Genomic DNA, 22,384 nt, shown 5'->3' with positions numbered 1-22,384 from the left:
TATAGTCATGCAAAAAGTGTGGAGATATTGATCTCCGGCGGATGAAAAGGGGAAAAACTGTTTTCAGTCCGGTCAGATTATTTTTTTGAGATCCATCTCTTCCTGAATGCGCTCGCTGTAGAGCGCATGTGTGCGAATCGCTTCGTCGATGCCTGCGTTATAGAAAGCCGGGCCAATCTGTTCGGCAATGAAATCGATAAAGAACTCGGCATCAAACTGCTCCAGTTCCAGCTCAAAATTCTGCTCACAATAGGTCTGCAACTTTCTGCGTAACTGCTCGCGTTCGCTGGTGGTGAGGGTAATGTCGGCCATCGTTTCTCCTGGCAAATTAGAAAGCGCTCACGTGCAGCAGCGCGGGCAACTGCGACAGTAAGTAGAGGATCAGGCCGATCGTTCCGCCGACGAGCGTGCCGTTGATGCGGATAAATTGCAGATCTTTACCGATATTCAGCTCGATTTGCTGTGACATATCCCGCGCGTCCCAGCTTTTCACCGTGTCGCTGATATGGCGGGTAAGAAACGCGGCGAACTCCGGTGCCACACGGTGCGCGGCTTGTTCCAGATGCTCATTTAACGAGGCGCGCAGCGCGCCATCCGCCAGCAGTGTTTCGCCGAACCACAGGCCCGCGTCGGTGATGCGTTTTTGCATCCGCGAATCGTCAGACTGCATATCCGCTTTCATCCAGTTACGCAGATCTGCCCACATCTCGCCAACGTAGCGGTTAAACGTCTCGTCGTTTTTCAAATACTCTTTGATGTTTTCCGCACGCTCGGCCATTTCCGGATCGCTTTTCAGATTGGCGATCAGCTTCATAGTGGCGCGATCAAACGCCTGGCGGATCTGATGTGTGCTGTCGGCATTGACGTCGTCGAGCAGCGAATTGACCGCCTCGGAAACCCAGTCGGCACTCTGCTCGCCCAGCCATTCGGTGGGCAGGATCTTCGCTTTCATCGGGTGATCGGTTTTCAGCCAGTGCACAATCTGACGGGCAATAAAGTCGCGGCTGCTTTGCCGCTGCAGCAGGGCGATCAATTGCGCAATTAAGGTATCCAGCAGCTTTTGGTGGCGATTGTTGCGGGTCAGGCTTTCCAGCAACAGGGCGCTGGTTTCGGTGAGATCCACTTTGTCGATGGCTTTGTGCACCGCGCGGCGTAACAGACGCTGAATGCGGCTGTCGTCGGCCATCTCGAGAAAGCCGCTCATCACCTGCAATAGATGCACGCCCACGCGCTGCGCGTTTTCGGGCTGGCTGAACCAGATACCAATCATCTGCGCAGGCTGGTGGCGATGAATTAACGCCACCAGCGATTGGGTATCAAGAAATTTTTCCTGCACGAACTGGCCGAGATTGTCGCCAATCCGCTCTTTATTACGCGGGATAATCGCCGTATGGCGGGCAATAAACGGGAACGGCACACGGTGAAACAGCGCGACCACCGCGAACCAGTCCGCCAGCGCGCCGACCATCGCCGCTTCGGCAATGGCTTTCACCCCGCTTACCCAGAAGTTGGGCGGCAGGAACAGTGTGGTGATAAATGTCGCGGCCGCAACCAGCAACAGCGACAGCGCCAGACGCTTGGCGCGCTTAAGTTCTGCGAATTTATTCATGGTTTAAGCATATAACCCAACGCCGGGTTCTTGCAAAAGGTTAAATCCTAAGCAGATTACGCAGCATGCTCCACAAAATCGACACCCCAAACACCATTAACACCGCGCCTGCGACGCGCTCGATCCACCACACGCTTTGGCTCAGCCGCTGTTGTACGGCGGGTTGACCAATTAGCGATACCACGGCCAGATCCCACACCAGAACGACCATCACCATCCACACGCCGCTCACCGATTGCTGGAGCAGCGTGACGTCCGGGCCGAGCAGGGCAGCCATGAGTGCAAGGTAAAACAGCGTGTTTTTGGGGTTGAGCAGTGCGGAGCCAAGCCCGAGTAAAAACTGTTTTCTCAGGCTCGGGCACGGCTGACGGGTTTCACTGACGCTAAGCGCCTGCGCGCGGCTGCGCAGCAGGTGCCAGCCAATCCACAGCAAATAGAAAACGCCCAGCAGTTCAATGGCGCTAAAGAGCACCGTGAACTGGCGTAGCGCGCTCGCACCGATAATCACTATCAGAATATAAAAGGCGTTACCTGCGGCGATGCCCGCGCACAGCCCGGCGCTACCGCGCAGGCGATAGCGGATCGCAAACCCCATTAACAGAAAGAAATCCGGACCGGGGCTGAGCAGGGCGACAAAATGTGCCAGCGCCAGCGCGGGAAACGCGGTGGGAAACAACGCCATAGTGACCTCCACAAAAAAAGTGAAGCTCACCTTAGCGGCGCGTCGGCGCTATTTATTGTCGGATATTGATCGGCCATACGCGTACTGGCGCGGCGTGGCAGCGGTGTAACTCACAAAGGTTCGGTGAAAATGGCTTTGATCGGCAAACCCGCTCTGGTAGCCGACATCCGCCAGCGTATCGCCCGCGCGCAGGCGGCTTTTGGCAAACTCAACGCGCGCGATATTCAAAAAGCTGCCCGGCGTCAGGCCGGTATCCTGCTTGAAGGTGCGGATTAACGTCTCTTTGCGCAGGGAAAAGGCGCTGGCCAGCGCATCCAGCGTTGGCGGTTGCTGCAAATCGTGGGTCAATGCCGCCTGCACCTGCTGGCTTACGGGGCGCAGCGGCGCGCAGTGATGCGAACCGCGAGGTAAAGCGCTGAGAAGGGCATCGAGTGCTGCGGGTAATGGCGGCGAGTCGTCACGCTCAATCAACGCCACGATACGCAAGTACAACTGAAATAACATAGGGTCGCGAATTACCTGTTGTTGGCTGTTTTCCTGCGGCAGGTAAAGCATATGGTAGCTGCGTGGCTGCCCATAAAGAGGGTTACAACTGTGAGGCGCGTGCGGTGGAATGACCATCAGATCGCCCGGCTGGAGCAGGTATTCCTGCCCGTTGCAGAGGCAGCGGGTTTGCCCCTCAACAATCGCGCCGATTGATAGCTCCGCATGGCGATGGCGCTTATAGGCTTGCTGGCTGTGCCAGGTACTGCGCAGCTCGACGCCCGGTAACGCCAGCGGGCGGCAAAATGATTGCTGTATATCGCGCGTCATCGACATGCTTTGCCTCATTTGGTTGGCTTTCTGGTATACCACACCCCTTTATTTATCGCGAAAGGCATTATGCAGAAGCCGCCACATATGGTGGGCGGCTGGCGTAAAGCGCCGATCGGAGTTACGCAGCAGGTGGCACTGAGCGCTACTGGCGATGGGATGATCGAGCGGTACGGCCACCAGCGCGCCAAGGCGAATGGGAGCGGCGGCGGCATAAGCGGTCATAAACGAGATGCCCAGCCCCGCCTGGCTTAGCCCCATCGCGGTGGAGAACTGGTTACAGCGATACGCCGGATGAAATTGCAAACCCTGGCTTTTGAACATGGCATTCATATGGCGTTGCAGGCCGAAGTTTTCCGTCAGGGCTATCAATGGATAATCGAGCAGCTCTTCAATGGTGATGCTTTGCCGCTGCGCGATAGGGTGTTGTGGCGAGACCACGGCACAGATTGGTCCCCACTGAAAGCTGTGGCGCTTGAGCTCCGGCGTACCGATTGGGCCAAAGGCCAGCGCCATATCCGCTTCGCCACTGACGATATCGTTGAGCATCTCCTGCATGCTGCCCACCACGATATCGACAAAAACCTGCGGGTACGACCTGGCAAACTCGCGCATTACCCCTTCGATAAAGGCGGTGATCAGCCCACCGCCAATACGCACCGAGATTGTTCCGCCGCGCATATGGCGCAGATCTTTTAGCTGGCTTTCCAGTTTTTCGCGTCGCTGGCGGCTGGCAAAATAGTCCTCTGCCAGCAGGTGTCCCGCCTCGGTTAACACCACGTTACGCCCGCGCCGCTCCAGTAACGGGAGCTGGAGCGCACGCTCCAGTTGCGCGATCTGGCGGCTGACCACCGAGGGGTTAACACCAAGGATATCCGCCGCGCGACGAATCCCGCCCTGGTTACCCACTTCATATAAATAACCCACCTGCTTGTCCTGGAACATCCGCCGCATTCCTTCTCAACTGTTGACCTGAAAGCAACAATAACACCATTAAGCGGATATTTATCATCCGGATTGAATAGTGATAATCGAAATAACCGGCTTGTTTTGTGAGTGAAAGAAAATGAAAAGATGAATCTGCATTTTTGCACCAAAAGGGTGCCCAATAACGGTGAGAGATTATTTTATTAGGATGTTCTTGGTGCTTAATTAAATAATTTTTTAGTTACTTTGCTTTTTATTCTCGGTATTTCACGGGAAGGTTTTTTATTGCGAAATAATTCGCGATAAAAGATTTTTATTTTAGCGTCGGGCTATTCAGGCACGGATCCTGCTTAGTAATAAGTCATTGTCATCTAATTATTTCAAAGAGAGATGTTATGAGTGAATCGAAAACGCTGGAGCAACCCGCGAAAGAGCACGCGGAAGAGTGGAAAGTCGGACCAGGCGCCTGGATTTCGTTAGTGATTGTTCTGCTGGTTTTTTCCGGCTTCTTTTTCAAAGTCGAGGGGATGGCGTGGCTGGGCGCGTTTGACTTTACCACGCTGGGTGGCGCGTTCGGCACCATGAAGACACCGGAAACCAACACCTTTATCGGCAGCGGCGGCATCAGCGCGAAGGCCGGTTTCCTGTTTGCGCTGTCGCTGGTGCCAACGGTAATGCTGGCGCTGGGGTTGCTGGAGATTTTTACCCATTACGGCGCGATCCGCGCGGCGCATAAATTGCTGACGCCCTTGCTTAAACCGCTGCTGGGTATTCCGGGTTATACGGGGCTGGCGCTGATTACCGACCTGCAAAGCACCGATGCCGGGGCGGCATTAACCAAAGAGTTATACGACAGCGATAAAATTACCCGTAAAGATGTGGTGATTATGGGGGCGTGGCAATATTCCGGCGCGGCATTAATCAATAACTATTTTTCGATTGGCTCGGCGATGTTCGCATCATTAACCATCCCGATTATTGTTCCGCTGGTTTTAATGTTTGTCCTTAAATTCGTGGGCGCAGCCGTGGTTCGTCTGGCATTAAATACTGTTTATAAGCGAGATTTCGACAATGAATAATTCCGTAAAAGTCTCTGGTAATCCGTTCGATATTTTCGTTATTGGTGCGCGTAAAGGTTTTAATATCGCCATTAATAATCTGATGCCCAATGTATTAATGGCCTACGTGATCGCCGAAATGCTCAATTTACTCGGCGTGATGCAGATTATCGGCCATCTTTGCGCGCCGTTAATGGGGCTGTTCGGTCTGCCGGGAGAAGCGATTACCGTGTTGCTCACCGCCTGGCTTTCGTCTTCTGCGGGAACTGGCGTGGCGGTCAGCCTGCTCAGCAAGGGCCAGCTTGATATGGGGCAAATCACCATTCTCGCGCCCGCCATCTTTTTAATGGGTTCGCAGCTACAGTATATGGGCCGCCTGTTGGGCGTTGCCGATGTGCCGAAGAAGTACTGGCCGTTACTGATGGCGGTCAGCATTCTCAATGCCGTAATCGCCATGCTGATTATGCGCGTTATTGCCTGAGTACCAAGGAGTCAGACGTGTCACGCACACTTGAGCATTTTAATTACCTGCATCAGATCCCGGAACTCGGGTTCGAAGAGTATAAAACCTCCGCTTATATCGCCGGGGTACTGGAGGCGGCGGGCTATCAGGTGACGCGCCAGGTCAATAACACGACCGGCATTGTCGCGGTGCTGGACAGCGGTAAACCGGGGCCAGTACTGGCGCTGCGCGCCGATATGGATGCGCTTGGGCATATTATTGACGGCGAGCATGTCGCGCGTCACACCTGTGGTCATGATGGACACTCCACGGTGGTGCTGACCACGGCGCAGGAAGTCATCGCCGAAGGGTTAGTGAAAAAGGGTCAGTTGAAGTTCATCTTCCAGCCCGCAGAGGAACTGGGTACTGGCGCGATTGCGCTGACGGAGGCTGGCGTGCTGGACGATGTTGACATGCTGCTTGGTTTCCACCTGCGCCCGCTGGAAGAGTGCCCGATGGGCCAGGCGGTGCCGGCCATGTATTACTCGGCGTCTGCCACGGTGGAAGTGGTGTTCCACGGCAAAGCGGCGCACGCGGCGCGACCCCATTTAGGTGTGAACGCGCTGGACGCGGCCGCTCACGCGGTGCAGGCGGTAAACGGCATTCATCTTGCGCCATCGCTCACCTGGAGCGCCAAAGCGACGCGTTTTCTCTGCGACGCCGGGGTGACCAACTCGATTCCTGACAACGCGCTGGTGTGCTGGGATCTGCGTGCGGCGGAAAACGACGCCATGGATGCGTTGAAACCGCAGGTCATTCGCGCCATTGAAAGCAGTGCGGCGGCGTACGGCGCACGTGCTGAGATCCGCATTCTGAAAGAGATGCCTGCGGCGATCATTGATGACGAGGCAACCGGGGTGGTTTCCCGCGCCATCCGCAGCGTGTTTGGCGATACCGGGTTGACCGCGCCAAAATCGACACCCGGCAGCGAGGACTTTTTCCACTACCTGCGCCTGCGCCCACAGGTGAAAGGCGGTTTCTGGGGGCTCGGTGCCAACCTGATGCCGGGTCTGCATCACCCGGAGATGCACTTTGACCGCGACGCGCTGGCGCTCGGCGTGAAAGTGTTTAAAGCCTGCGTACACGATGTGCTGGGCTGATTTTATGGCTTCCAGCGGCGCAGCGTGGTCTCCTGCTCATAGGGCATCGGCGTGGGCCAGGTAATAAACTCGACGATGCTGCCCCAGGGCGTGCGGCCATAGCAAAAGCAGTTGCCTTGGCCTTTCTCCGTGGGAAAACCCAGCGGCTGCGGCGCGGTAAACACCTCGCCGCCCGCATCCGCAAAGCGTTGCAGCGCAACGTCGATATCAGCGGTATAAACCGCAAAATGTTGCAGACCAAAATCGCTGGCCCGCAGCGGCTCGCGCTGTTCTGGCCCGTGCATTTCGAAGAGTTCGATACCGGGGCCGTGCTGAAGTTTGAGCATGCGTATGGATGTGATCGTCGTACCCGGCACGAGGCGCAACGTTTTTTGCTGCGCCTCGTTATCAAGATCTTCATCTTCTGGCGAGACGGACTGATAAATCAGCTCTGCACCCAGTGCTTCAATCAGAAAACGGGTTGCCTCTTCAATATCCGGGACGGTGATACCAATATGATCGATGCCGCGAATGCTCATGTTTCCTCCTGTTAATTGCTCTTTTTAAAGCATAGAACAGATGCATGGAGTGTTTTTGCTGGTTAGTCGTGAAAAACATTTCGGTGGTGATTGTTTTTTAATTTATGGCATCAATAAAGATAAAGAGTCGCGGTATTTACCGATATCAGCACTGATGCTGAATTGTTTGAATAATATTTCTCAATATAATTTTTGCACCGATTAGATGCCCCGGAGAAATTATTTCACAGCGATGATAATACAGCCGTTCGTAACCTTAATATCCACCTTCGCACCGATTTTAAAACCCGCTTTCTCCAGCTGTCACCCAATAAAAGAATCGCCGGAGATGGCATCATTTTTGGACGATGGATTGCATAACTTATTGTTAAATTGCGTATTTTAAAAGTGGGTGTTTCTGCAACAACATAAACCACATTAGAATGCAAAACAGTCATAGTCGCTATTCCTTGAAACCAGAGATTGTGATTAGCGGTGCGGATATGCGCCAGCGCATTCACACTGAAAACAGATGCCAAACCCAAGGAAACAACGTCAAAATCCACATATAAATAGATTGAAAAGTAATGCGATGAAGTCTGAAAAAATAAAAATGATGATGTTTATTTTTTATTATAACTAACGCTTCGGTAATTTTAATGATAGTGCTATTTATAAAAGCAGTGTTTGCTTTTATTTTCTGCATCAGAAACGTCTGCATATACCCAACTTTACTTTCAGACCCGGTCATTTTTACTACCCTTATTACCCTAAGCGGTAAATAAGGAGACAAATATGGCTTACCAGACAGTGAATCCTTTTAACAACCAGCTCATTAAAGAGTATGCGAACCACAGCGACGCCGATATTGAGGTCGCGCTGCGCAAGGCGGACGCGCTATACCACTCTTCCTGGTCAAAGGGAGATATCGAACAGCGGCTGCCGATACTGTACAGACTTGCTGACTTGCTGGAAAACCAGCAGGAAGAACTGGCGAAAATCGCCAGCCGGGAGATGGGGAAGTTGATTGAGCAAAGCCGCAGCGAAGTGAAGATCTGCGCGCAGATCGCCCGCTACTACGCGGATAACGCAAAACAATTCCTTGCGCCTGTTAAGTATGAAACGGAGCTGGGAGAGGCGTGGGTTGAGCATCATCCAATCGGCGTGATCATGGCGGTGGAACCGTGGAATTTCCCTTACTACCAGTTGATGCGTGTACTGGCACCGAATCTCGCTGCCGGTAACCCGGTTATCTGTAAACATGCCAGCATTGTGCCGCAATGTGCCGAAACCTTTGCGCAGCTGGTGCGGGAAGCGGGCGCGCCGGAAGGCGCGTGGACGAATCTGTTTATCTCTTCCGATCAGGTTTCCGCGATCATTGCCGATCCGCGCGTACAGGGTACGGCGTTGACCGGATCGGAAAAAGCCGGTAGCGCGGTGGCAGCGCAAGCGGCGAAACACATTAAGAAATCGACACTGGAACTTGGCGGTAATGACGTATTTATCGTGCTGGACGATGCGGATCTGGAAAAAGCGGTTGAGACTGGTGTGCAAGCGCGTCTGGCGAATGCCGGGCAGGTTTGTACTGCCGCGAAACGTTTTATTATCCATCAGGATATTGCCGATCAGTTCCTGCGTAAGTTCACCGACGCATTCAAGCAAGTGAAGCTGGGCGATCCGCTGGATGAAAGCACCACGCTTGGCCCGCTCTCCTCGAAAGAGGCGCTTGATACGCTGAGCCAACAGGTGAGTGAAGCGGTACAAAACGGGGCAAAACTGCATTTTGGCGGCAAACCGGCGAACAGCGAAGGCAACTTCTTCGAACCCACCATTTTGACGCACATTACGCGCGACAACCCGGCCTATTTTGAAGAGTTCTTTGGCCCGGTGGCGCAAATTTATGTGGTGAATAATGATGACGAAGCGGTACGCCTGGCCAACGATTCACACTATGGACTCGGTGGGGCGATCTTCAGCCGCAATATTCAGCGTGCTAAACAGATGGCGTCACGCATTGAAACCGGCATGGTCTATATCAATTGGCTGACGGATACCGCCGCAGAGTTGCCATTCGGCGGGGTGAAACGCTCCGGGTTTGGCCGCGAGCTGTCTGATTTAGGCATCAAAGAGTTTGTGAATCAGAAGCTGGTGGTGGTGCGCCAGTAATTGTCTCCTTTCCCTTTTTCCTCTCCCACATGGGAGAGGAAACCCTTTTCGGCACTGAATAAAATAAGCATTGCATGACAACGTTGTATATACTTTACTGTATATACACTCAAGGATGAGAAACGTGACATGGAGTTCGAATGGGACGCAACAAAAGCGACCAGCAATCTGCGCAAGCATGGTATTCGCTTTGAAGATGCCGTATTTGTTTTTGTTGACCCGCAACATCTGTCGATACAAGACAGGTTTGAAAACGGCGAATATCGATGGCAAACCATCGGGCTGGTTCATGGTGTGATCGTTATTTTGGTCGCGCATACCATCCGTTTTGAAAGTGGGCACGAAGTCGTTCGTATTATCAGCGCGCGTAAGGCTGACAGAAAGGAGAGGAGCCGTTATGAGCATGGTTAAACATAAGCAGGGCGAGATGCCTGCGCGCAATAAGCAGCGTGAAGCTGAACTCAAAGCATTGGCAAATAAAACTGACGATGAGATTGATTACAGCGATATTCCCGCGACGGAAGAGGCGCTTTGGGCGGATGCGGTTCGCGGTAAATTTTTCCGCCCTTTAAAAACGCAGGCATCGGTGCGTATTGATGCGGATGTTATGGAATGGCTGAAGCGGCCGGGAAAAGGGTATCAGACCCGGCTTAACGCAATTTTACGTGAAGCAATGCTGCGCGATTTGCAAAACAAAAAATGATGAGCAGGCCACCTGTGGGTGGCCTTTGTTACTTCTTCAAACCCGCAAACGCGGCTCTGATCTCATCTTCTGGCAGTTGTACGCCAATAAACACCAGCGTGCTGTGTGGCGCTTCGTCGCCCCACGGGCGATCCCAGTCTGCGCTGTAAAGGCGCTGCACGCCCTGAAACAGCAGGCGGTTTGGCTCACCGTCAATCCACAACATGCCTTTATAACGCAGCAGTTTGTCGGCAAAACTCAACAACAGGTTTTCCATCACGCGGGAGACGTCGCTGATATCTACCGGGTAATCCAGCTCGACCACCAGCGAATTAATGTCGTTCTGTTTGTCGGCGATAAAATGGAAGCGCGGTTTTGCCGCCACCACGTTCTCTTCCAGCATAAACCCATTGGTATTAAACAACTGCGCCAGCTCGATATCACCGTGCGTCACGGTGTAAATCGGCGCGCGGGCGTTGATGCGGCTTAGGCGTTCGCGCAGTTTTTCGCACTCGCCTGCGACATCCGTTTTGGTCAGCAGAATACGGTCGGCGTAGCCCACTTGCGACTGTGCCAGCGTGAACTGATTCATCTGCTCATCGGCATGTACCGCATCAACCAGCGCAATGACGCCATCCAGCAGATAGCGCTGGCAGAGGATCTCATGGGAGAAAAAGGTCTGAATAATCGGCCCAGGATCGGCCATGCCGGTACACTCAATCACCAGCCGATCAAAGGCGATATCACCGCGATCGAGGCTGTCGAGCAGATCCAGCAAAGCATCTTCCAGCTCATTAGATCGGCTACAGCAGATACAGCCATTGGTGAGGGTTTTGATTTGCGTGGCGCGATCGCCAATCAGTTGATCATCAACAGAAACTTCGCCGAACTCATTTTCGATAACGGCAATTTTGTAGCCGTGTTGCTCATTAAGGATATGGCGTAAAAGGGTGGTTTTGCCGGCGCCGAGAAAGCCGGTCAACAGGGTTACTGCAATCGGGGTCATAGATTCTCCTTTAGCAACAGCGGACTCCGCCCTTGCCATCTCCGCCGTAACGCGCTTGCTGGCGTTCGCGGAAGAACTCTTCGTAAGTCATGTACGGCTTATCCGGATGGTTGGTTTTCATATGATCAACGTAGTTGTCATAGTCCGGGATGCCAATCAGCATTTTTGCCGCCTGACCGAGGTACTTTTTTGCTTCGCCTAAGTTACCAAACATTATGTGTCCCAGATATAGGTGGTTCCGGCGTTGCAGGCGATTTTGAACCTGGATCTACTGCGCGCTGTATGCGCTCAAACTGACGCCTGTGAAACGGATGTAAACCACCCTCAGGGTGGTTTACATCATGATGTGTTGTATGCCGGATTGCGTAGCGCTATCCGGCATCAGGTTTAATGGTGAGATGACGTTTTCACGCCGCCTTCCGGCACCGGCACATACGGCGTTTCTTTGTCGGTACGCACGGTGTTGTTGCGTACCTGCAGCCAGGTTTTGATGCCGTAGAAGATGATGCTGTACACCACCACCAGGAACAGAATGCTCAGCCCTGCGTTGGTGTAGTTGTTCACCACGATATGGTTCATGTTGGCAATCTGCTGCGCGGTCAGATCACCGCCACCAGCGGCAATCTTCTCTTTGTACTGGTTAGCCATATACAGGAAACCTTCCAACTGAGGATTGGTGCTGAACAGTTTCAGACCCAGCGCCCAGGTGGTGCACAGCAGCAGCCACAGGGCAGGAACCACGGTGACCCAGATGTATTTGGTACGCTGCATTTTCACCAGCACCACGGTACCCAGCATCAGCGCGACGGCTGCGAGCATCTGGTTAGAGATACCGAACAACGGCCACAGGCTTTTCACGCCGCCCAGCGGATCAACCACGCCTTGATACAACAGGTAACCCCACAAACCCACACAGCCCGCTGTACCAATGACGCCGGCAACCAGCGAGTCGGTTTTCTTCAGGAATGGCACGAAGTTACCCAGCAAGTCTTGCAGCATAAAGCGGCCCGCACGCGTACCGGCATCCAGTGCGGTGAGGATAAACAGCGCTTCAAACAGAATACCGAAGTGGTACCAGAAGCCCATGTCCGCCATCGGGATAATTTTGTGGAACACGTGGGCAATACCGACAGCCAGCGTCGGTGCGCCTCCGGCGCGGTTCAGTACGGACGGTTCGCCGATATCTTTCGCAGTTTGCAGGATCTGCTCTGGCGAAATCACAAAGCCCCAGGAACTAACGGTCGCCGCTGCGTGCGCGGTGACATCTTTCAGCTGCGCCAGAATCATCGGCGCGTTATCACCACCCAGCTCATGCAGGTTCGGCATGGTAATGCCCAGCCCTGCTGGCGGTGTGTTCATGGCGAAGTAGAGACCCGGTTCGATAATGGACGCGGCAACCAGTGCCATCACCGCCACAAAGGATTCCATCAGCATTGCACCGTAACCGATAAAGCGCGCGTCGGTTTCGTTAGCCAGCAGTTTCGGCGTGGTGCCGGAAGCAATCAGAGCGTGGAAACCAGAGACCGCACCGCAGGCGATGGTAATAAACAGGAACGGGAACAGCGCACCTTTCCACAGTGGCCCAGTACCGTCGATGTACTGCGTCACCGCAGGCATTTTCAGTTCCGGGTTGAGGATCACGATGCCCAGCGCCAGACCGACGATCACGCCGATTTTCAGGAAGGTTGCCAGGTAGTCGCGCGGGGCGAGGATCAGCCACACCGGCAGCAGTGCGGAGACAAAGGCGTAACCGACCAGCGCGAAAGTGATGGTGGTGTCTTTAAAGGTCAGCGCCGGTCCCCAGTAAGGATCGTGGGCGATAACGCCGCCAAACCAGATGGACGCCACCAGCAGCACAATACCGATAACTGATACTTCGCCTACACGTCCCGGGCGCAGGAAGCGCATATAAATACCCATAAATAGGGCAATCGGCACGGTGGAGCAGACAGTGAACACACCCCACGGGCTTTCCGCCAGCGCTTTCACCACAATCAGCGCCAGCACCGCAAGGATGATGATCATAATCAGGAAGCAGCCAAACAGCGCGATGGTACCCGGCACGCGGCCCATCTCTTCTTTCACCATCTCACCAAGAGACGCGCCGTTACGGCGTGAAGAGATAAACAGCACCATAAAGTCCTGCACCGCACCGGCCAGCACCACGCCCGCCAGCAGCCACAACGTGCCCGGCAGATAACCCATCTGTGCGGCCAGTACCGGGCCAACCAGCGGACCAGCGCCAGCAATCGCGGCAAAGTGGTGACCAAACAGCACGTAGCGGTTGGTCGGCACATAGTTGAGGCCGTCGTTATTGATTACCGCCGGGGTGGAACGGGTGGGATCGAGTTTCATCACCTTCTGGGCGATGTAAAGGCTGTAGTAGCGGTAGGCCACAAGATAAACGGAAACGGACGCAACCACGATCCACAGCGCGCTGACATGCTCGCCCCGGCGTAATGCGACAACGGATAAACAAAATGCACCGATTATCCCGAGGATTGCCCAGGGTATGTGCTTGAGTAGTTTTTTAGTATCCATATCAGACCTGGTTTTAGCAGAAATAGTGAATGGGATTTGAAATGTTGAATTGGCTGAAATGCTGGCATTTATGATGGCAAATTACGCGCGCGAATCGGCAGCGATTTGACTGAGTGGTTGGAAAAAGGTGGTGAGCGGTAACGGATGCGTCATAAGCGGTTTTCAGTGGGCGAAAGGGGACGGAAATCTGTGATGTTCGTCACGCTGAACCCTTGTCTGGTAAGGGATAGCGCGATTTTTGCCGCACTGTAATCAATGTGTAACTGGTGAAAAAATAGCACGTTAAACCATAAAGTTTTCCTATGCCAGGCCGAAAACCTGGTATCTGTTTATAGGGAAAGAGAAAACATGTTGACTCGTATTAAACTTGTGACCAGTTTGTTGCTGGTATTGGCTTTATTTGGCTTGTTACAACTCACTTCTGGCGGCTTGTTCTTCAACGCGCTGAAACAGGACAAAGAAAACTTCACCGTCTTACAAACCATTCGCCAGCAGCAATCCACACTGAACGGTAGCTGGGTTGCGTTGCTGCAAACCCGTAACACCCTTAACCGCGCGGGTATCCGCTACATGATGGATCAGAGCAATATCGGCAGCGGCGCGACCGTGTCGGATCTGATGCAGATTGCCAGCACCTCGCTGAAACAGGCGGAAGCTAACTGGAACGCTTACCAGGCGCTGCCGCGCGATCCGCGCCAGAGTGAAGAAGCCGCAGCAGAGATCAAACGTAACTACGATATCTACCACAACGCGCTGGCGGAGCTGATCCAGTTGCTGGGCGCTGGCAAAATTAATGACTTCTTCGACCAGCCGACCCAGAGCTATCAGGATGGTTTTGAGAAACAATACGTTAACTATTTGCAGCAGAACGACCGTCTGTATGAACAAGCGGTTCACGATAGCGAAAGCTCCTACGGTTCTGCGGTGTGGGTGATTATCACCGTACTGCTCGTGGTACTGGCGGTGATTGTCTGTGTCTGGGTGGGGATCAAAGGGGCGCTGATTAAGCCGCTCAACCATTTGATCGACAACATTCGCCATATTGCTGGTGGCGATCTGGTGCAGCGCATTGAAGTGCAGGGTTCCAATGAAATGGGCGTGCTGGCAGAGAGTCTGCGCCATATGCAAAGCGAACTGGTGCGTACCGTTAGCGATGTGCGTAACGGTGCCAACGCCATTTACAGCGGTGCCAGCGAAATTTCCGTGGGTAACAACGACCTTTCTTCCCGTACGGAACAGCAGGCCGCTTCTCTGGAAGAGACCGCAGCCAGCATGGAAGAGCTGACCGCCACGGTGAAACAGAACGCCGAAAACGCCCGCCAGGCAAGCCACCTGGCGCTGAGCGCGTCTGAAACCGCGCAGAAAGGCGGTAAAGTGGTGGATAACGTGGTGCAGACAATGCGCGATATTACCGCCAGTTCGCAGAAAATCGCTGACATTATCAGCGTGATCGACGGCATTGCTTTCCAGACTAACATCCTGGCGCTTAACGCTGCTGTTGAAGCGGCACGTGCGGGTGAACAGGGTCGCGGCTTTGCCGTGGTTGCTGGTGAAGTGCGTAACCTTGCCCAGCGTAGCGCCCAGGCGGCTCGCGAGATCAAGAGCCTGATTGAAGACTCTGTTGGCCGCGTTGAAGTGGGTTCCACACTGGTGGAAAGCGCCGGTGAAACCATGGATGAGATCGTCAACGCCGTTACGCGTGTTACCGACATCATGGGCGAAATTGCCTCTGCCTCTGATGAGCAGAGCCGCGGCATTGACCAGGTTGGCCTGGCGGTTTCTGAAATGGACCGCGTTACCCAGCAGAACGCCTCGCTGGTGGAAGAGTCAGCCGCCGCTGCAGCCGCGCTGGAAGAACAAGCCAGCCGCCTGACGCAGGCCGTTTCCGTGTTCCGCATCATGCAGGATCAGCGTAAAAACGCTGGCGCAACGCCAACCAGTTTCGTTAAAGCGGAACCTGCAACCGCGCTGCCGCGTAAAGCTGCGACCGACGCGGGCGAGAACTGGGAAACCTTCTAATCGATATTCGCGCCCTGCCCGTCGGGGCGCATTTTCACCCGCTTCTCCGTGCTATGCTCATTGCATCATGTCGCGGAGAAGCCTTATGAACCTCGTCGCTATTCCTGCCATCCACTATAGTTGCGAAGCGCTGACCACTATCACCGGTGCCTGCTTTGAAGGCTATCGCGTACCGTTTTCCCTGCCGCCCGATGTTTTTGCACAACGCTTTCTTGCCGAAGGGTTAAGCCTTGTCGATTCCTGCGTCTGGCTGGCGGGCGACACGCCTGCCGCTGTGGCTTTGATCGCCCGGCGTGGCGATTGCGCCCGGCTGGCAGCCTTTGCGATTTGCCCGCAATTTCGCGGCCAGGGCATGGGCAGACAAATATTGCCACCGCTGATGGCAGCACTGCGTACCAAAGGCGTTCGCCAGATGTGGCTGGAAGTAATGAGCGATAATCATGCCGGTATCGCCCTTTATCATGCGCTGGGGTTTGCCACCGTTCAGCCGCTGTTTGGCTACCAGGGACGCGCCGATGTGGCTGAAGAGAGCTGCACGTTACAGGAGCGCGATCCGCTGGCAGTGGTGCGCAGCGCCATCAGTGAATGCCATGACCGGCTGCCGTGGCAGGTGGATCCGCTCACTGCGGTATCGCTGCCCGCGCGGGCGTTCGAGTACCGCAAACATGCTTATGCGCTGGTTTCCACCCTCGGCGACAAACCCCTGCTGCGGTTTATGTATGTGGAGTCAGAATACCGGCGCAAAGGATTTGCCTGCGAGTTGCTGCAGGCGTTGAATCAGCATTTTCCGGCGCTTGGCACCACCGTAGCAGTGCCAGAGCGTTTTTCATCTCTGTTTCAGCGCGCGGGCTACGCCACCATGGCTATCAGCCAGTACGAAATGAAAGCGGAACTGTAGCGGTCAGCCTTCCCGGCTCACCACTTTTATTTCCACCAGACCGACACCCAGTTTGCGTGGCGAATGACCAAGGATATTGCCTTCGTTGGTCGATTGCGGCTCCGGCGGCACGATGACCAGCCGGTTACTGTGAGACGGATTGCTAAAGTGCAGTGTGGTGGTGGTGAGCTCATTACCCAGCGTCAACGTTTGTTGTTGATCGCCAACACGCACCGGAATCGGCCGGTTAGCATTCGGGCCAAAGGCTTTGGCGGTGATCACCAACTCGAACTGTTCCGGCAGCGGTTGGTTATATTCGATGGCCACTTCCTCGCCCAGATTGGCATTCGACCAGCGCCCCCAGCTTTCCGGGCGGGAGAGGCCGCTGAACTGTTTTATCTCTTCCGGCGCGCCCGCCACGTTAAAGACAAAACTGTCGGCTTTGTAGCGAATGCTATCGTCGAGGATCTTCAGGGTATCGACGTTTTTCTGATAGCGCTCGCTACTGATCACTGTTTGTTTAAACGCCGTTTTCCCCTTCCACTGCGCGTTGTCGACACGCTGGACTTGCTGTTCGCCGCCCAATTGTCCCTGCGAGACGCACCAGTCGGTAGAAAGTGCCAGTTCCGGCGACCATAAACGCGCCATTTTGTAGCATTGGTCGATCCAGACGAAGTTATCGCGCGGGGCGAAATCCGCCAACTGGAAGCGCAGCGGTGCGGAATATTCGCTTTCAGGCAGCGGTTCAACTTTATCTGACACTCGCACCAGCAGCGGCAAACGGAACTGGCTGCCAGAGAACGCCACCATCTGTTTATTCGTGTCGATGGTGAACTCTTTCATCTCTTTCGGGAAATTCCACAGCCGGATAATGTCCGGTTTCCACGCCAGCATTTTCGCTTTCATATTAAGGAAAATACCCGAAAGCGACTGCCCGGAGAGGCTGCTGCGACCAAGGCCGAGGAAATTATCGCCGCCGAGAATATCCAGCACGGTTGCGCCGTTATCGAGGGTGCTGCGCTTAATACCGGAGATATCCTGCTGCGGTTCATCGCCGCGCAGCACAAAGAACAGGTTGCTGCGATCGTGCTTGTTGAGGTATTTCCACGCGGTGTTATTCATCGCCAGGTGATCCGACGACACCACGATCACCGTGTCTTTAAACCACGGCGACGCTTTGATTTTATTGATAAGCGCAGCGATATTTTGCTGGCTACACGTTACCGCGCTAAAGGACTGGTTCGGCTTGCCATCGTAGGCGTAGCTTTTACGTTCGCAGCCGCGAGAGATAAAACCGTCCGGGTGGTGGGTATCCACCGTCAGCGCAAACAGCGAAAAGCGTTTACCGGAACGGGAGAGTGCCTCGTACTGTTTCCATACGGTATCCAGCACCGTATCGTCATAAAAACCCCAGTCGTTACGGTAATGCGGGTCCGTGACCTCGTTTTTCAGCTCTTCTGCACCGGTCAGATAATCAAAGCCGTGGGATTTCAAAAACACATCTTTCCCGGCGAAACGCAGGTTAGCGCCCTGTACGAAATGGTTTTCGTAGCCCGAGTTTTTCAGGATGTCGCCAAGGCAAAGATTCTGCGGGAAGAAGCTGGAAACGGAGGCCGACGCGTTGCCTTCGAACGGCGCAAACAGCGGAATGCCGCACTGCGAAGAGACCATGCCGGCGATGGTGTAATCGGTGCCGGGTAGCTGTTCGGTATGGCTAAAATCAATGCCTTCTTCTTTAAGCGCGCCCAGTTCTGGCGTCAGGCCGGGAAACGCCTCCTCGTTAAAATAGGTGCGCTCAAGACTTTCACCGTAGATGTAGACGAGGTTCAGTTTGGGGTTGGGGATCTGCTTTGCTGGCACTTTATAAAAAGTGGCGAAATCAGGATCGCCTTCGCGCGTCTGGGATTTTACCAGCTCGGTAATCTGGCGGAACGCCGGGCTGGCGTCTACCGAACCGAGCGCCAGTGCGAGTGCAAGTAAGCTATAGCCGAAATGGTGCGGCAGATGGCGGCGACGGCGCAGCACCCAGCCGAGCGCGCAAAACACCGCCACCAGCGCTAACACTAACCCCGCGCCGGGAAGCATATATTTGCCGACCCCCGCGCCTGTCAGACTGTTGGTCAGGGTGTATAGCACCGCGTCGTTGATGCCGTCGCCGGTAAAATAATTGCTGGCGTAAAGTGTGATATTCAGGATGACAAACAGACCCAGCACCAGCAGGGTGGCGCTAAACCACCAGGTATTACGGCCCGCTTTCCAGGCATAGATAGCCACAGAGGCAAGAAACAGCGCGATAGAGAGCAACTCGGACAACCGTTATTCCTCATCAACGCCAGACATATTGCTGGCCATGAATTTTTGTAACAGGGCGTATAATTTAATGTTCATGTCACATATCTGCAATTGTAGTGTCACTTTTTAGCGGGCTTATTCAGAATTGGTTTAGAAAGGCGTAATAGTGATAGCTGTCGCACTGGCGGCGTTTCGGTAAAGCGGGGAAGGATAAGGCCGCGTTCTGGCTGAACGCGGCGGGATATCAGGAGAGGAAGTTAACGCCCTGCTTGAGGACGATATCGCAGGCTTTGGATTTCACTTTTTCCGCCAGCGGCGTACTACCGATGTTGCTCAAATTCAGCTGTTCACCGTTTTTGGTGTTCAGCATCCCCTGAATACCTTCCAGATAATTGGTGTCCTGTTTCTGCTGAGCGGCACCCAGACCCAGTTTATCCAGTACCTGGTTTTTCACATTTTCGGTGTTGGTCAGGGTGGAGAGCTTGTTTTTTGCACACCAGCTCATCACGCCCGCCGCATTGTTCATGGTGTCAGCGCTGAGCGCCTGGTTACCACCATTAAGCAGACCCGTCAGGGAGGAGAGTGAAAGGCCTCCTTGCTGGGATTGTGACGTAGTCGATTTCTGGCTGAGTTCGCTGGCGGCGCTGGAAAGCGTGTCCTGCCAGGAGGCGGCTTGCGCGAAGCCGGTGAGCAGCGCGCTACCAAGTGCGGCGCTGCAAAGCAGGCGTTGGGTGAATTTCATGTCGTGCGGATCCTGATGTCAACGAAGGCGGTCAGTATACACCCGGGCGCGGGCGCGCCACGGATGGGAAAATTCTCAATACTCTTTACCGGTGACGCGGCTGCGGTAACTCTCCCAGTTGAAGATCACCCACAGGCTGTTGCCGAGGCGCATCCTGTCCATCACGCGTTCGCCCAACAGCTTATTCATCTCTTCCAGGTTACTGTTGGTCAGCATGCCTGTCGGGCGTTTGGACGAAGAGCGGCGATCGACAATCTGATTAATAATCACTTTTTCGTAGCGGGATTCTGTCTGCATACCGATTTCATCAATCACCAGCAGGTCAACGCTGCTTAAGTCATTGAGCAACTGCTCTTCGCTGTTTTCCTTGTTACCAAAAGTCTCTTTCATGGCGGACATAATGTCGGCAACGGTAATGATCAGTACCGATTTACCGCGCAACAGCAGTTCATTACAGATAGCTGCTGCCAGATGGTTTTTGCCGGTTCCGGGTTTGCCAGAAAAGATAAAACTGGCGATGTTACCGTCGAACTCTTCCACATATTGCCGTGCCTGGCTCAGCGCCCGCATTTGGCCTTCTGTCTCAACACGATAATTATCGAAAGAGCAGTTCTGGTGCAGGGGACGAATGCCGGAACGGTTGAAGGTGCGCTGCATTTTCATGGCGCGATTTTCGCGCTCCAGCGCCGCCGAACGGATTTCGCCTTGTTGCTTCTGCCACGCCATCAACTCTTCGCCGGTTTTAAAAGCAGGCTCGGTGTTGGCAGGCATCATTTTTTGCAGTCGCTTCATCAATTCGCCGACGTTTTTCATCGTTATCCTCTAAAACCTGGTGGGATTTGATCATCTGGTTCGGACAGGGCGTTAATGTCCCGCTTTGCCGCGCCGTTCTGGCTGCTACGGCCCATTTGCAGGCTGCGTGCCAGTTTTTGCTGCCACTGGACGTGATGGAAAACTTTGCCTTCGGCCTGCCAGTAAGCCACGAACGAGGCCAGCTCTTCCGGCGTGGCGGGATGGGCCAGCGCAATGCCCCACATCGCCGCCAGGCGCTGAAAGTCAGCATCTGGCTGCCAGCCCGCGTACATGGCGAATTTGCCCATTGGCACATTTACCGGCGTAGCGGCTGGTTCTTCATAAAATTGTGCATCGAGTGAAATATCACTCATCGGGCGCGCAAGCTGTGCTTCAAGCGCCAGAAGCTGTTCAAGGCGCTGCGGCGTAATAGCGTAAAATACGGGGCTATTATTGGCAAAAACGGCGATGGCGCCGCCTTCCGTGCGTGCCAGCACGCAGGCAGGATCGCGCATAAATTCATCAATGCCAATGACATTCGGCGTCAGGATTCTGGAAGACATAACGCGTTCTCAAACAGGATTACTACGGATACGGTGCACTGCGTTTTTTTTACACAGGCATAATCACACATAGTAACACAGTGAGCGCAAAGGGCAGTACAGCATGAAAAAGCCGGGTTTCCCCGGCTTGTGATTTTCCCAAAACGTTGGCTTTTGTGCGTTACGCAATGATATTCAGCGTAACGTCGATGTTGCCGCGAGTGGCGTTGGAGTAAGGGCAAACAATATGCGCGGCATCGACCAGTTTTTTGGCTTCAGCGGCGTCCATTCCCGGCAGATGGATATTCAGTTTGGCTTCAATACCAAAGCCGGTCGGCAAAGGGCCGATACCCACTTCGCCTTCGATAAACGCATCTTTCGGCATGGCGATTTTGTCGCGACCGGCGACAAATTTCATCGCGCCGAGGAAGCACGCGGAGTAGCCCGCAGCAAACAGCTGTTCCGGGTTAGTGGCTTCACCACCAGCGCCACCCATCTCTTTCGGCACGCCCAGTTTGACATCCAGTACGCCGTCGGAAGAGGTTGCGCGGCCATCACGGCCTCCGGTTGCTTTGGCTTTGGCTGTATAAACAACTTTTTCTAAAGACATGGCAGGTTCCTTATTATCTAGAGTGTTTGCTATAAAGTAGCGTGCTATTTTGTTGCTGGAAATAAACTCCCTGCAAAGGGAGCTTATGCCCGTTGAAACTGTTGGCGAAGCCGTTCCAGTTGCTGCTTGATATCGGCAAGCGTTGCGGTATCGCAAGCCATTGCACAGCCGATCGCTTCCGGAATCGATGTCGCTTGCTGCTGCAGGTCACGCCCGCTTTCGCTTAGGGTGATCACCACCTGGCGTTCATCCTGGCGCGAACGTTGACGACGAATCAGGCCTGCGCTTTCCAGACGCTTCAGCAGCGGCGTCAGCGTGGCAGAGTCGAGATACAGGCGCTCGCCAATTTCCGATACCGTGATGTCATCTTTCTCCCACAGCACCAGCATCACCAGATATTGCGGGTAGGTGAGATTCATCGGTGCCAGTAGCTGCCGGTAGAGCTTATGCAGCGCCAGATTTGTTGAGTAAAGTGCAAAACAAAACTGGTTATCTAACGCGAGCTGCGCATTCGCGGTTGGAGTCGATGTCTTCTTCATGGGATTGAATATAGATAGCGCGCGATTTTATTGCAAGTTATTTTTTACAAAAAGGCATGTGCGCGAGAATTTGCCGTCCTTTCAGCATGGTAGTGGCGCTTCGTAACCAGAACCGGGGCAATTTTGCAAAAAATTGCGAAGGCGCAAATGTTGTCGATCACGTGAAAATGAACATTGTTTACTGTGTTTGGTAACTCGCTGTTTTGAGCAAGAATCCCAGCTGCATCATGGAATTACGCTGTGCGTTACGCAATAGCATTAAGTCTCTTTGAATCGCCACGGGTTTAACAGACACCTCAGAGTCATTTAAGATGGCTTAAAGAGAGGTGCCCATGAGCGGTAAGCGTTATCCCGAAGAGTTTAAAACTGAAGCAGTCAAACAGGTTGT

The 22,384-nt window shown here is 53.9% G+C and carries 24 protein-coding genes; 8 read left to right on the top strand and 16 right to left on the bottom strand.

Annotated features, from left to right (window positions below):
- Nucleotides 1–72 precede the first annotated feature (72 nt).
- The 5 genes from JKP81_RS21010 to JKP81_RS20990 are packed head-to-tail and all read right to left on the bottom strand — an operon-like array spanning nt 73 to nt 4,049.
- Entirely contained in the window at nt 73–312 is a 240-nt protein-coding gene (locus tag JKP81_RS21010; RefSeq protein ID WP_200553243.1) for a DUF2164 domain-containing protein, read from the bottom strand.
- 16 nt (nt 313–328) lie between these two features.
- On the bottom strand, nt 329–1,609 hold the full coding sequence (locus JKP81_RS21005) for a DUF445 domain-containing protein (protein WP_200553242.1): 1,281 nt from the start codon (nt 1,607–1,609) through the stop codon (nt 329–331).
- A 40-nt stretch (nt 1,610–1,649) separates the two neighbouring features.
- The gene (locus JKP81_RS21000) at nt 1,650–2,291 is read right to left on the bottom strand and encodes a LysE family translocator (protein ID WP_200553241.1); all 642 of its coding nucleotides are present in this window, start codon (nt 2,289–2,291) and stop codon (nt 1,650–1,652) included.
- A 48-nt stretch (nt 2,292–2,339) separates the two neighbouring features.
- Nucleotides 2,340–3,110, bottom strand: a complete 771-nt coding sequence (locus JKP81_RS20995) for an AraC family transcriptional regulator (protein WP_200553240.1) — start codon at nt 3,108–3,110, stop codon at nt 2,340–2,342.
- A 42-nt stretch (nt 3,111–3,152) separates the two neighbouring features.
- Nucleotides 3,153–4,049 (bottom strand): LysR family transcriptional regulator, encoded by an 897-nt coding sequence (locus JKP81_RS20990; RefSeq protein ID WP_200553239.1) that lies wholly within the window; start codon nt 4,047–4,049, stop codon nt 3,153–3,155.
- Nucleotides 4,050–4,426: 377 nt separating this feature from the next.
- Between JKP81_RS20990 and JKP81_RS20985 the strand changes: the two genes are divergently transcribed.
- The 3 genes from JKP81_RS20985 to JKP81_RS20975 are packed head-to-tail and all read left to right on the top strand — an operon-like array spanning nt 4,427 to nt 6,691.
- Nucleotides 4,427–5,110, top strand: a complete 684-nt coding sequence (locus JKP81_RS20985) for a nucleoside recognition domain-containing protein (RefSeq protein WP_200553238.1) — start codon at nt 4,427–4,429, stop codon at nt 5,108–5,110.
- On the top strand, nt 5,103–5,570 hold the full coding sequence (locus JKP81_RS20980) for a YjiG family protein (RefSeq protein ID WP_200553237.1): 468 nt from the start codon (nt 5,103–5,105) through the stop codon (nt 5,568–5,570). Before JKP81_RS20985 ends, JKP81_RS20980 begins: the two co-directional genes overlap by 8 nt.
- A gap of 17 nt (nt 5,571–5,587) precedes the next feature.
- On the top strand, nt 5,588–6,691 hold the full coding sequence (locus JKP81_RS20975; protein ID WP_200553236.1) for a M20 peptidase aminoacylase family protein: 1,104 nt from the start codon (nt 5,588–5,590) through the stop codon (nt 6,689–6,691).
- Nucleotides 6,692–6,693: 2 nt separating this feature from the next.
- Here JKP81_RS20975 and JKP81_RS20970 read toward each other — a convergent pair whose 3' ends face one another.
- Both JKP81_RS20970 and JKP81_RS23665 read right to left on the bottom strand, forming a co-directional pair.
- The gene (locus tag JKP81_RS20970) at nt 6,694–7,209 is read right to left on the bottom strand and encodes a VOC family protein (protein ID WP_200553235.1); all 516 of its coding nucleotides are present in this window, start codon (nt 7,207–7,209) and stop codon (nt 6,694–6,696) included.
- Nucleotides 7,210–7,428: 219 nt separating this feature from the next.
- A complete protein-coding gene (locus JKP81_RS23665) occupies nt 7,429–7,509 on the bottom strand; it encodes a SymE family type I addiction module toxin (RefSeq protein WP_234455754.1) in 81 nt (26 codons plus the stop codon).
- Between the two features lie 474 nt (nt 7,510–7,983).
- On the opposite strand from JKP81_RS23665, the gene JKP81_RS20960 reads away from it, so the two are divergent.
- From JKP81_RS20960 to JKP81_RS20950, 3 genes are all read left to right on the top strand, one after another.
- The gene (locus JKP81_RS20960; RefSeq protein WP_200553234.1) at nt 7,984–9,354 is read left to right on the top strand and encodes an NAD-dependent succinate-semialdehyde dehydrogenase; all 1,371 of its coding nucleotides are present in this window, start codon (nt 7,984–7,986) and stop codon (nt 9,352–9,354) included.
- Between the two features lie 129 nt (nt 9,355–9,483).
- The gene (locus tag JKP81_RS20955) at nt 9,484–9,765 is read left to right on the top strand and encodes a BrnT family toxin (protein WP_200553233.1); all 282 of its coding nucleotides are present in this window, start codon (nt 9,484–9,486) and stop codon (nt 9,763–9,765) included.
- Nucleotides 9,752–10,057 carry a BrnA antitoxin family protein gene (locus tag JKP81_RS20950; RefSeq protein WP_200553232.1) on the top strand — a complete coding sequence of 102 codons (306 nt, stop codon included), beginning with the start codon at nt 9,752–9,754 and terminating at the stop codon, nt 10,055–10,057. Before JKP81_RS20955 ends, JKP81_RS20950 begins: the two co-directional genes overlap by 14 nt.
- A gap of 28 nt (nt 10,058–10,085) precedes the next feature.
- Here JKP81_RS20950 and yjiA read toward each other — a convergent pair whose 3' ends face one another.
- From yjiA to JKP81_RS20935, 3 genes are all read right to left on the bottom strand, one after another.
- Nucleotides 10,086–11,042: a GTPase gene (yjiA, locus tag JKP81_RS20945; RefSeq protein WP_200553231.1), complete on the bottom strand. Its 957-nt coding sequence runs from the start codon at nt 11,040–11,042 to the stop codon at nt 10,086–10,088.
- Between the two features lie 10 nt (nt 11,043–11,052).
- Nucleotides 11,053–11,256, bottom strand: coding sequence for a YbdD/YjiX family protein (locus tag JKP81_RS20940; protein ID WP_007373011.1), 204 nt, complete (start codon nt 11,254–11,256; stop codon nt 11,053–11,055).
- Between the two features lie 173 nt (nt 11,257–11,429).
- Complete coding sequence (locus JKP81_RS20935) at nt 11,430–13,583, bottom strand: carbon starvation CstA family protein (RefSeq protein WP_200553230.1); 2,154 nt, start codon at nt 13,581–13,583, stop codon at nt 11,430–11,432.
- A gap of 348 nt (nt 13,584–13,931) precedes the next feature.
- On the opposite strand from JKP81_RS20935, the gene tsr reads away from it, so the two are divergent.
- Both tsr and JKP81_RS20925 read left to right on the top strand, forming a co-directional pair.
- Nucleotides 13,932–15,602 (top strand): methyl-accepting chemotaxis protein, encoded by a 1,671-nt coding sequence (gene tsr / locus JKP81_RS20930; protein ID WP_200553229.1) that lies wholly within the window; start codon nt 13,932–13,934, stop codon nt 15,600–15,602.
- Between the two features lie 85 nt (nt 15,603–15,687).
- Nucleotides 15,688–16,500, top strand: coding sequence for a GNAT family N-acetyltransferase (locus JKP81_RS20925; protein ID WP_200553228.1), 813 nt, complete (start codon nt 15,688–15,690; stop codon nt 16,498–16,500).
- A 3-nt stretch (nt 16,501–16,503) separates the two neighbouring features.
- On the opposite strand, the gene opgB is transcribed toward JKP81_RS20925, so the two are convergent.
- From opgB to JKP81_RS20895, 6 genes are all read right to left on the bottom strand, one after another.
- Entirely contained in the window at nt 16,504–18,792 is a 2,289-nt protein-coding gene (gene opgB / locus JKP81_RS20920; protein WP_200553227.1) for a phosphatidylglycerol--membrane-oligosaccharide glycerophosphotransferase, read from the bottom strand.
- Nucleotides 18,793–19,015: 223 nt separating this feature from the next.
- The gene (locus JKP81_RS20915) at nt 19,016–19,513 is read right to left on the bottom strand and encodes a DUF2501 domain-containing protein (protein WP_200553226.1); all 498 of its coding nucleotides are present in this window, start codon (nt 19,511–19,513) and stop codon (nt 19,016–19,018) included.
- A 75-nt stretch (nt 19,514–19,588) separates the two neighbouring features.
- On the bottom strand, nt 19,589–20,326 hold the full coding sequence (gene dnaC, locus JKP81_RS20910; RefSeq protein ID WP_017457818.1) for a DNA replication protein DnaC: 738 nt from the start codon (nt 20,324–20,326) through the stop codon (nt 19,589–19,591).
- Nucleotides 20,327–20,328: 2 nt separating this feature from the next.
- On the bottom strand, nt 20,329–20,868 hold the full coding sequence (gene dnaT / locus JKP81_RS20905; protein WP_200553225.1) for a primosomal protein DnaT: 540 nt from the start codon (nt 20,866–20,868) through the stop codon (nt 20,329–20,331).
- Nucleotides 20,869–21,028: 160 nt separating this feature from the next.
- Nucleotides 21,029–21,457, bottom strand: coding sequence for an organic hydroperoxide resistance protein (locus tag JKP81_RS20900; protein WP_200553224.1), 429 nt, complete (start codon nt 21,455–21,457; stop codon nt 21,029–21,031).
- 83 nt (nt 21,458–21,540) lie between these two features.
- The gene (locus tag JKP81_RS20895) at nt 21,541–21,996 is read right to left on the bottom strand and encodes a MarR family winged helix-turn-helix transcriptional regulator (RefSeq protein WP_200553223.1); all 456 of its coding nucleotides are present in this window, start codon (nt 21,994–21,996) and stop codon (nt 21,541–21,543) included.
- Nucleotides 21,997–22,384 lie beyond the last annotated feature (388 nt).

Origin of the sequence: Kosakonia sp. LAM2021, assembly GCF_016620385.1 — a bacterium.
Classification (GTDB): Bacteria; Pseudomonadota; Gammaproteobacteria; order Enterobacterales; family Enterobacteriaceae; genus Kosakonia; species Kosakonia sacchari.
Note: the sequence above shows the minus strand (reverse complement) of the source record. Positions and strands in the feature narration are given on the sequence as shown.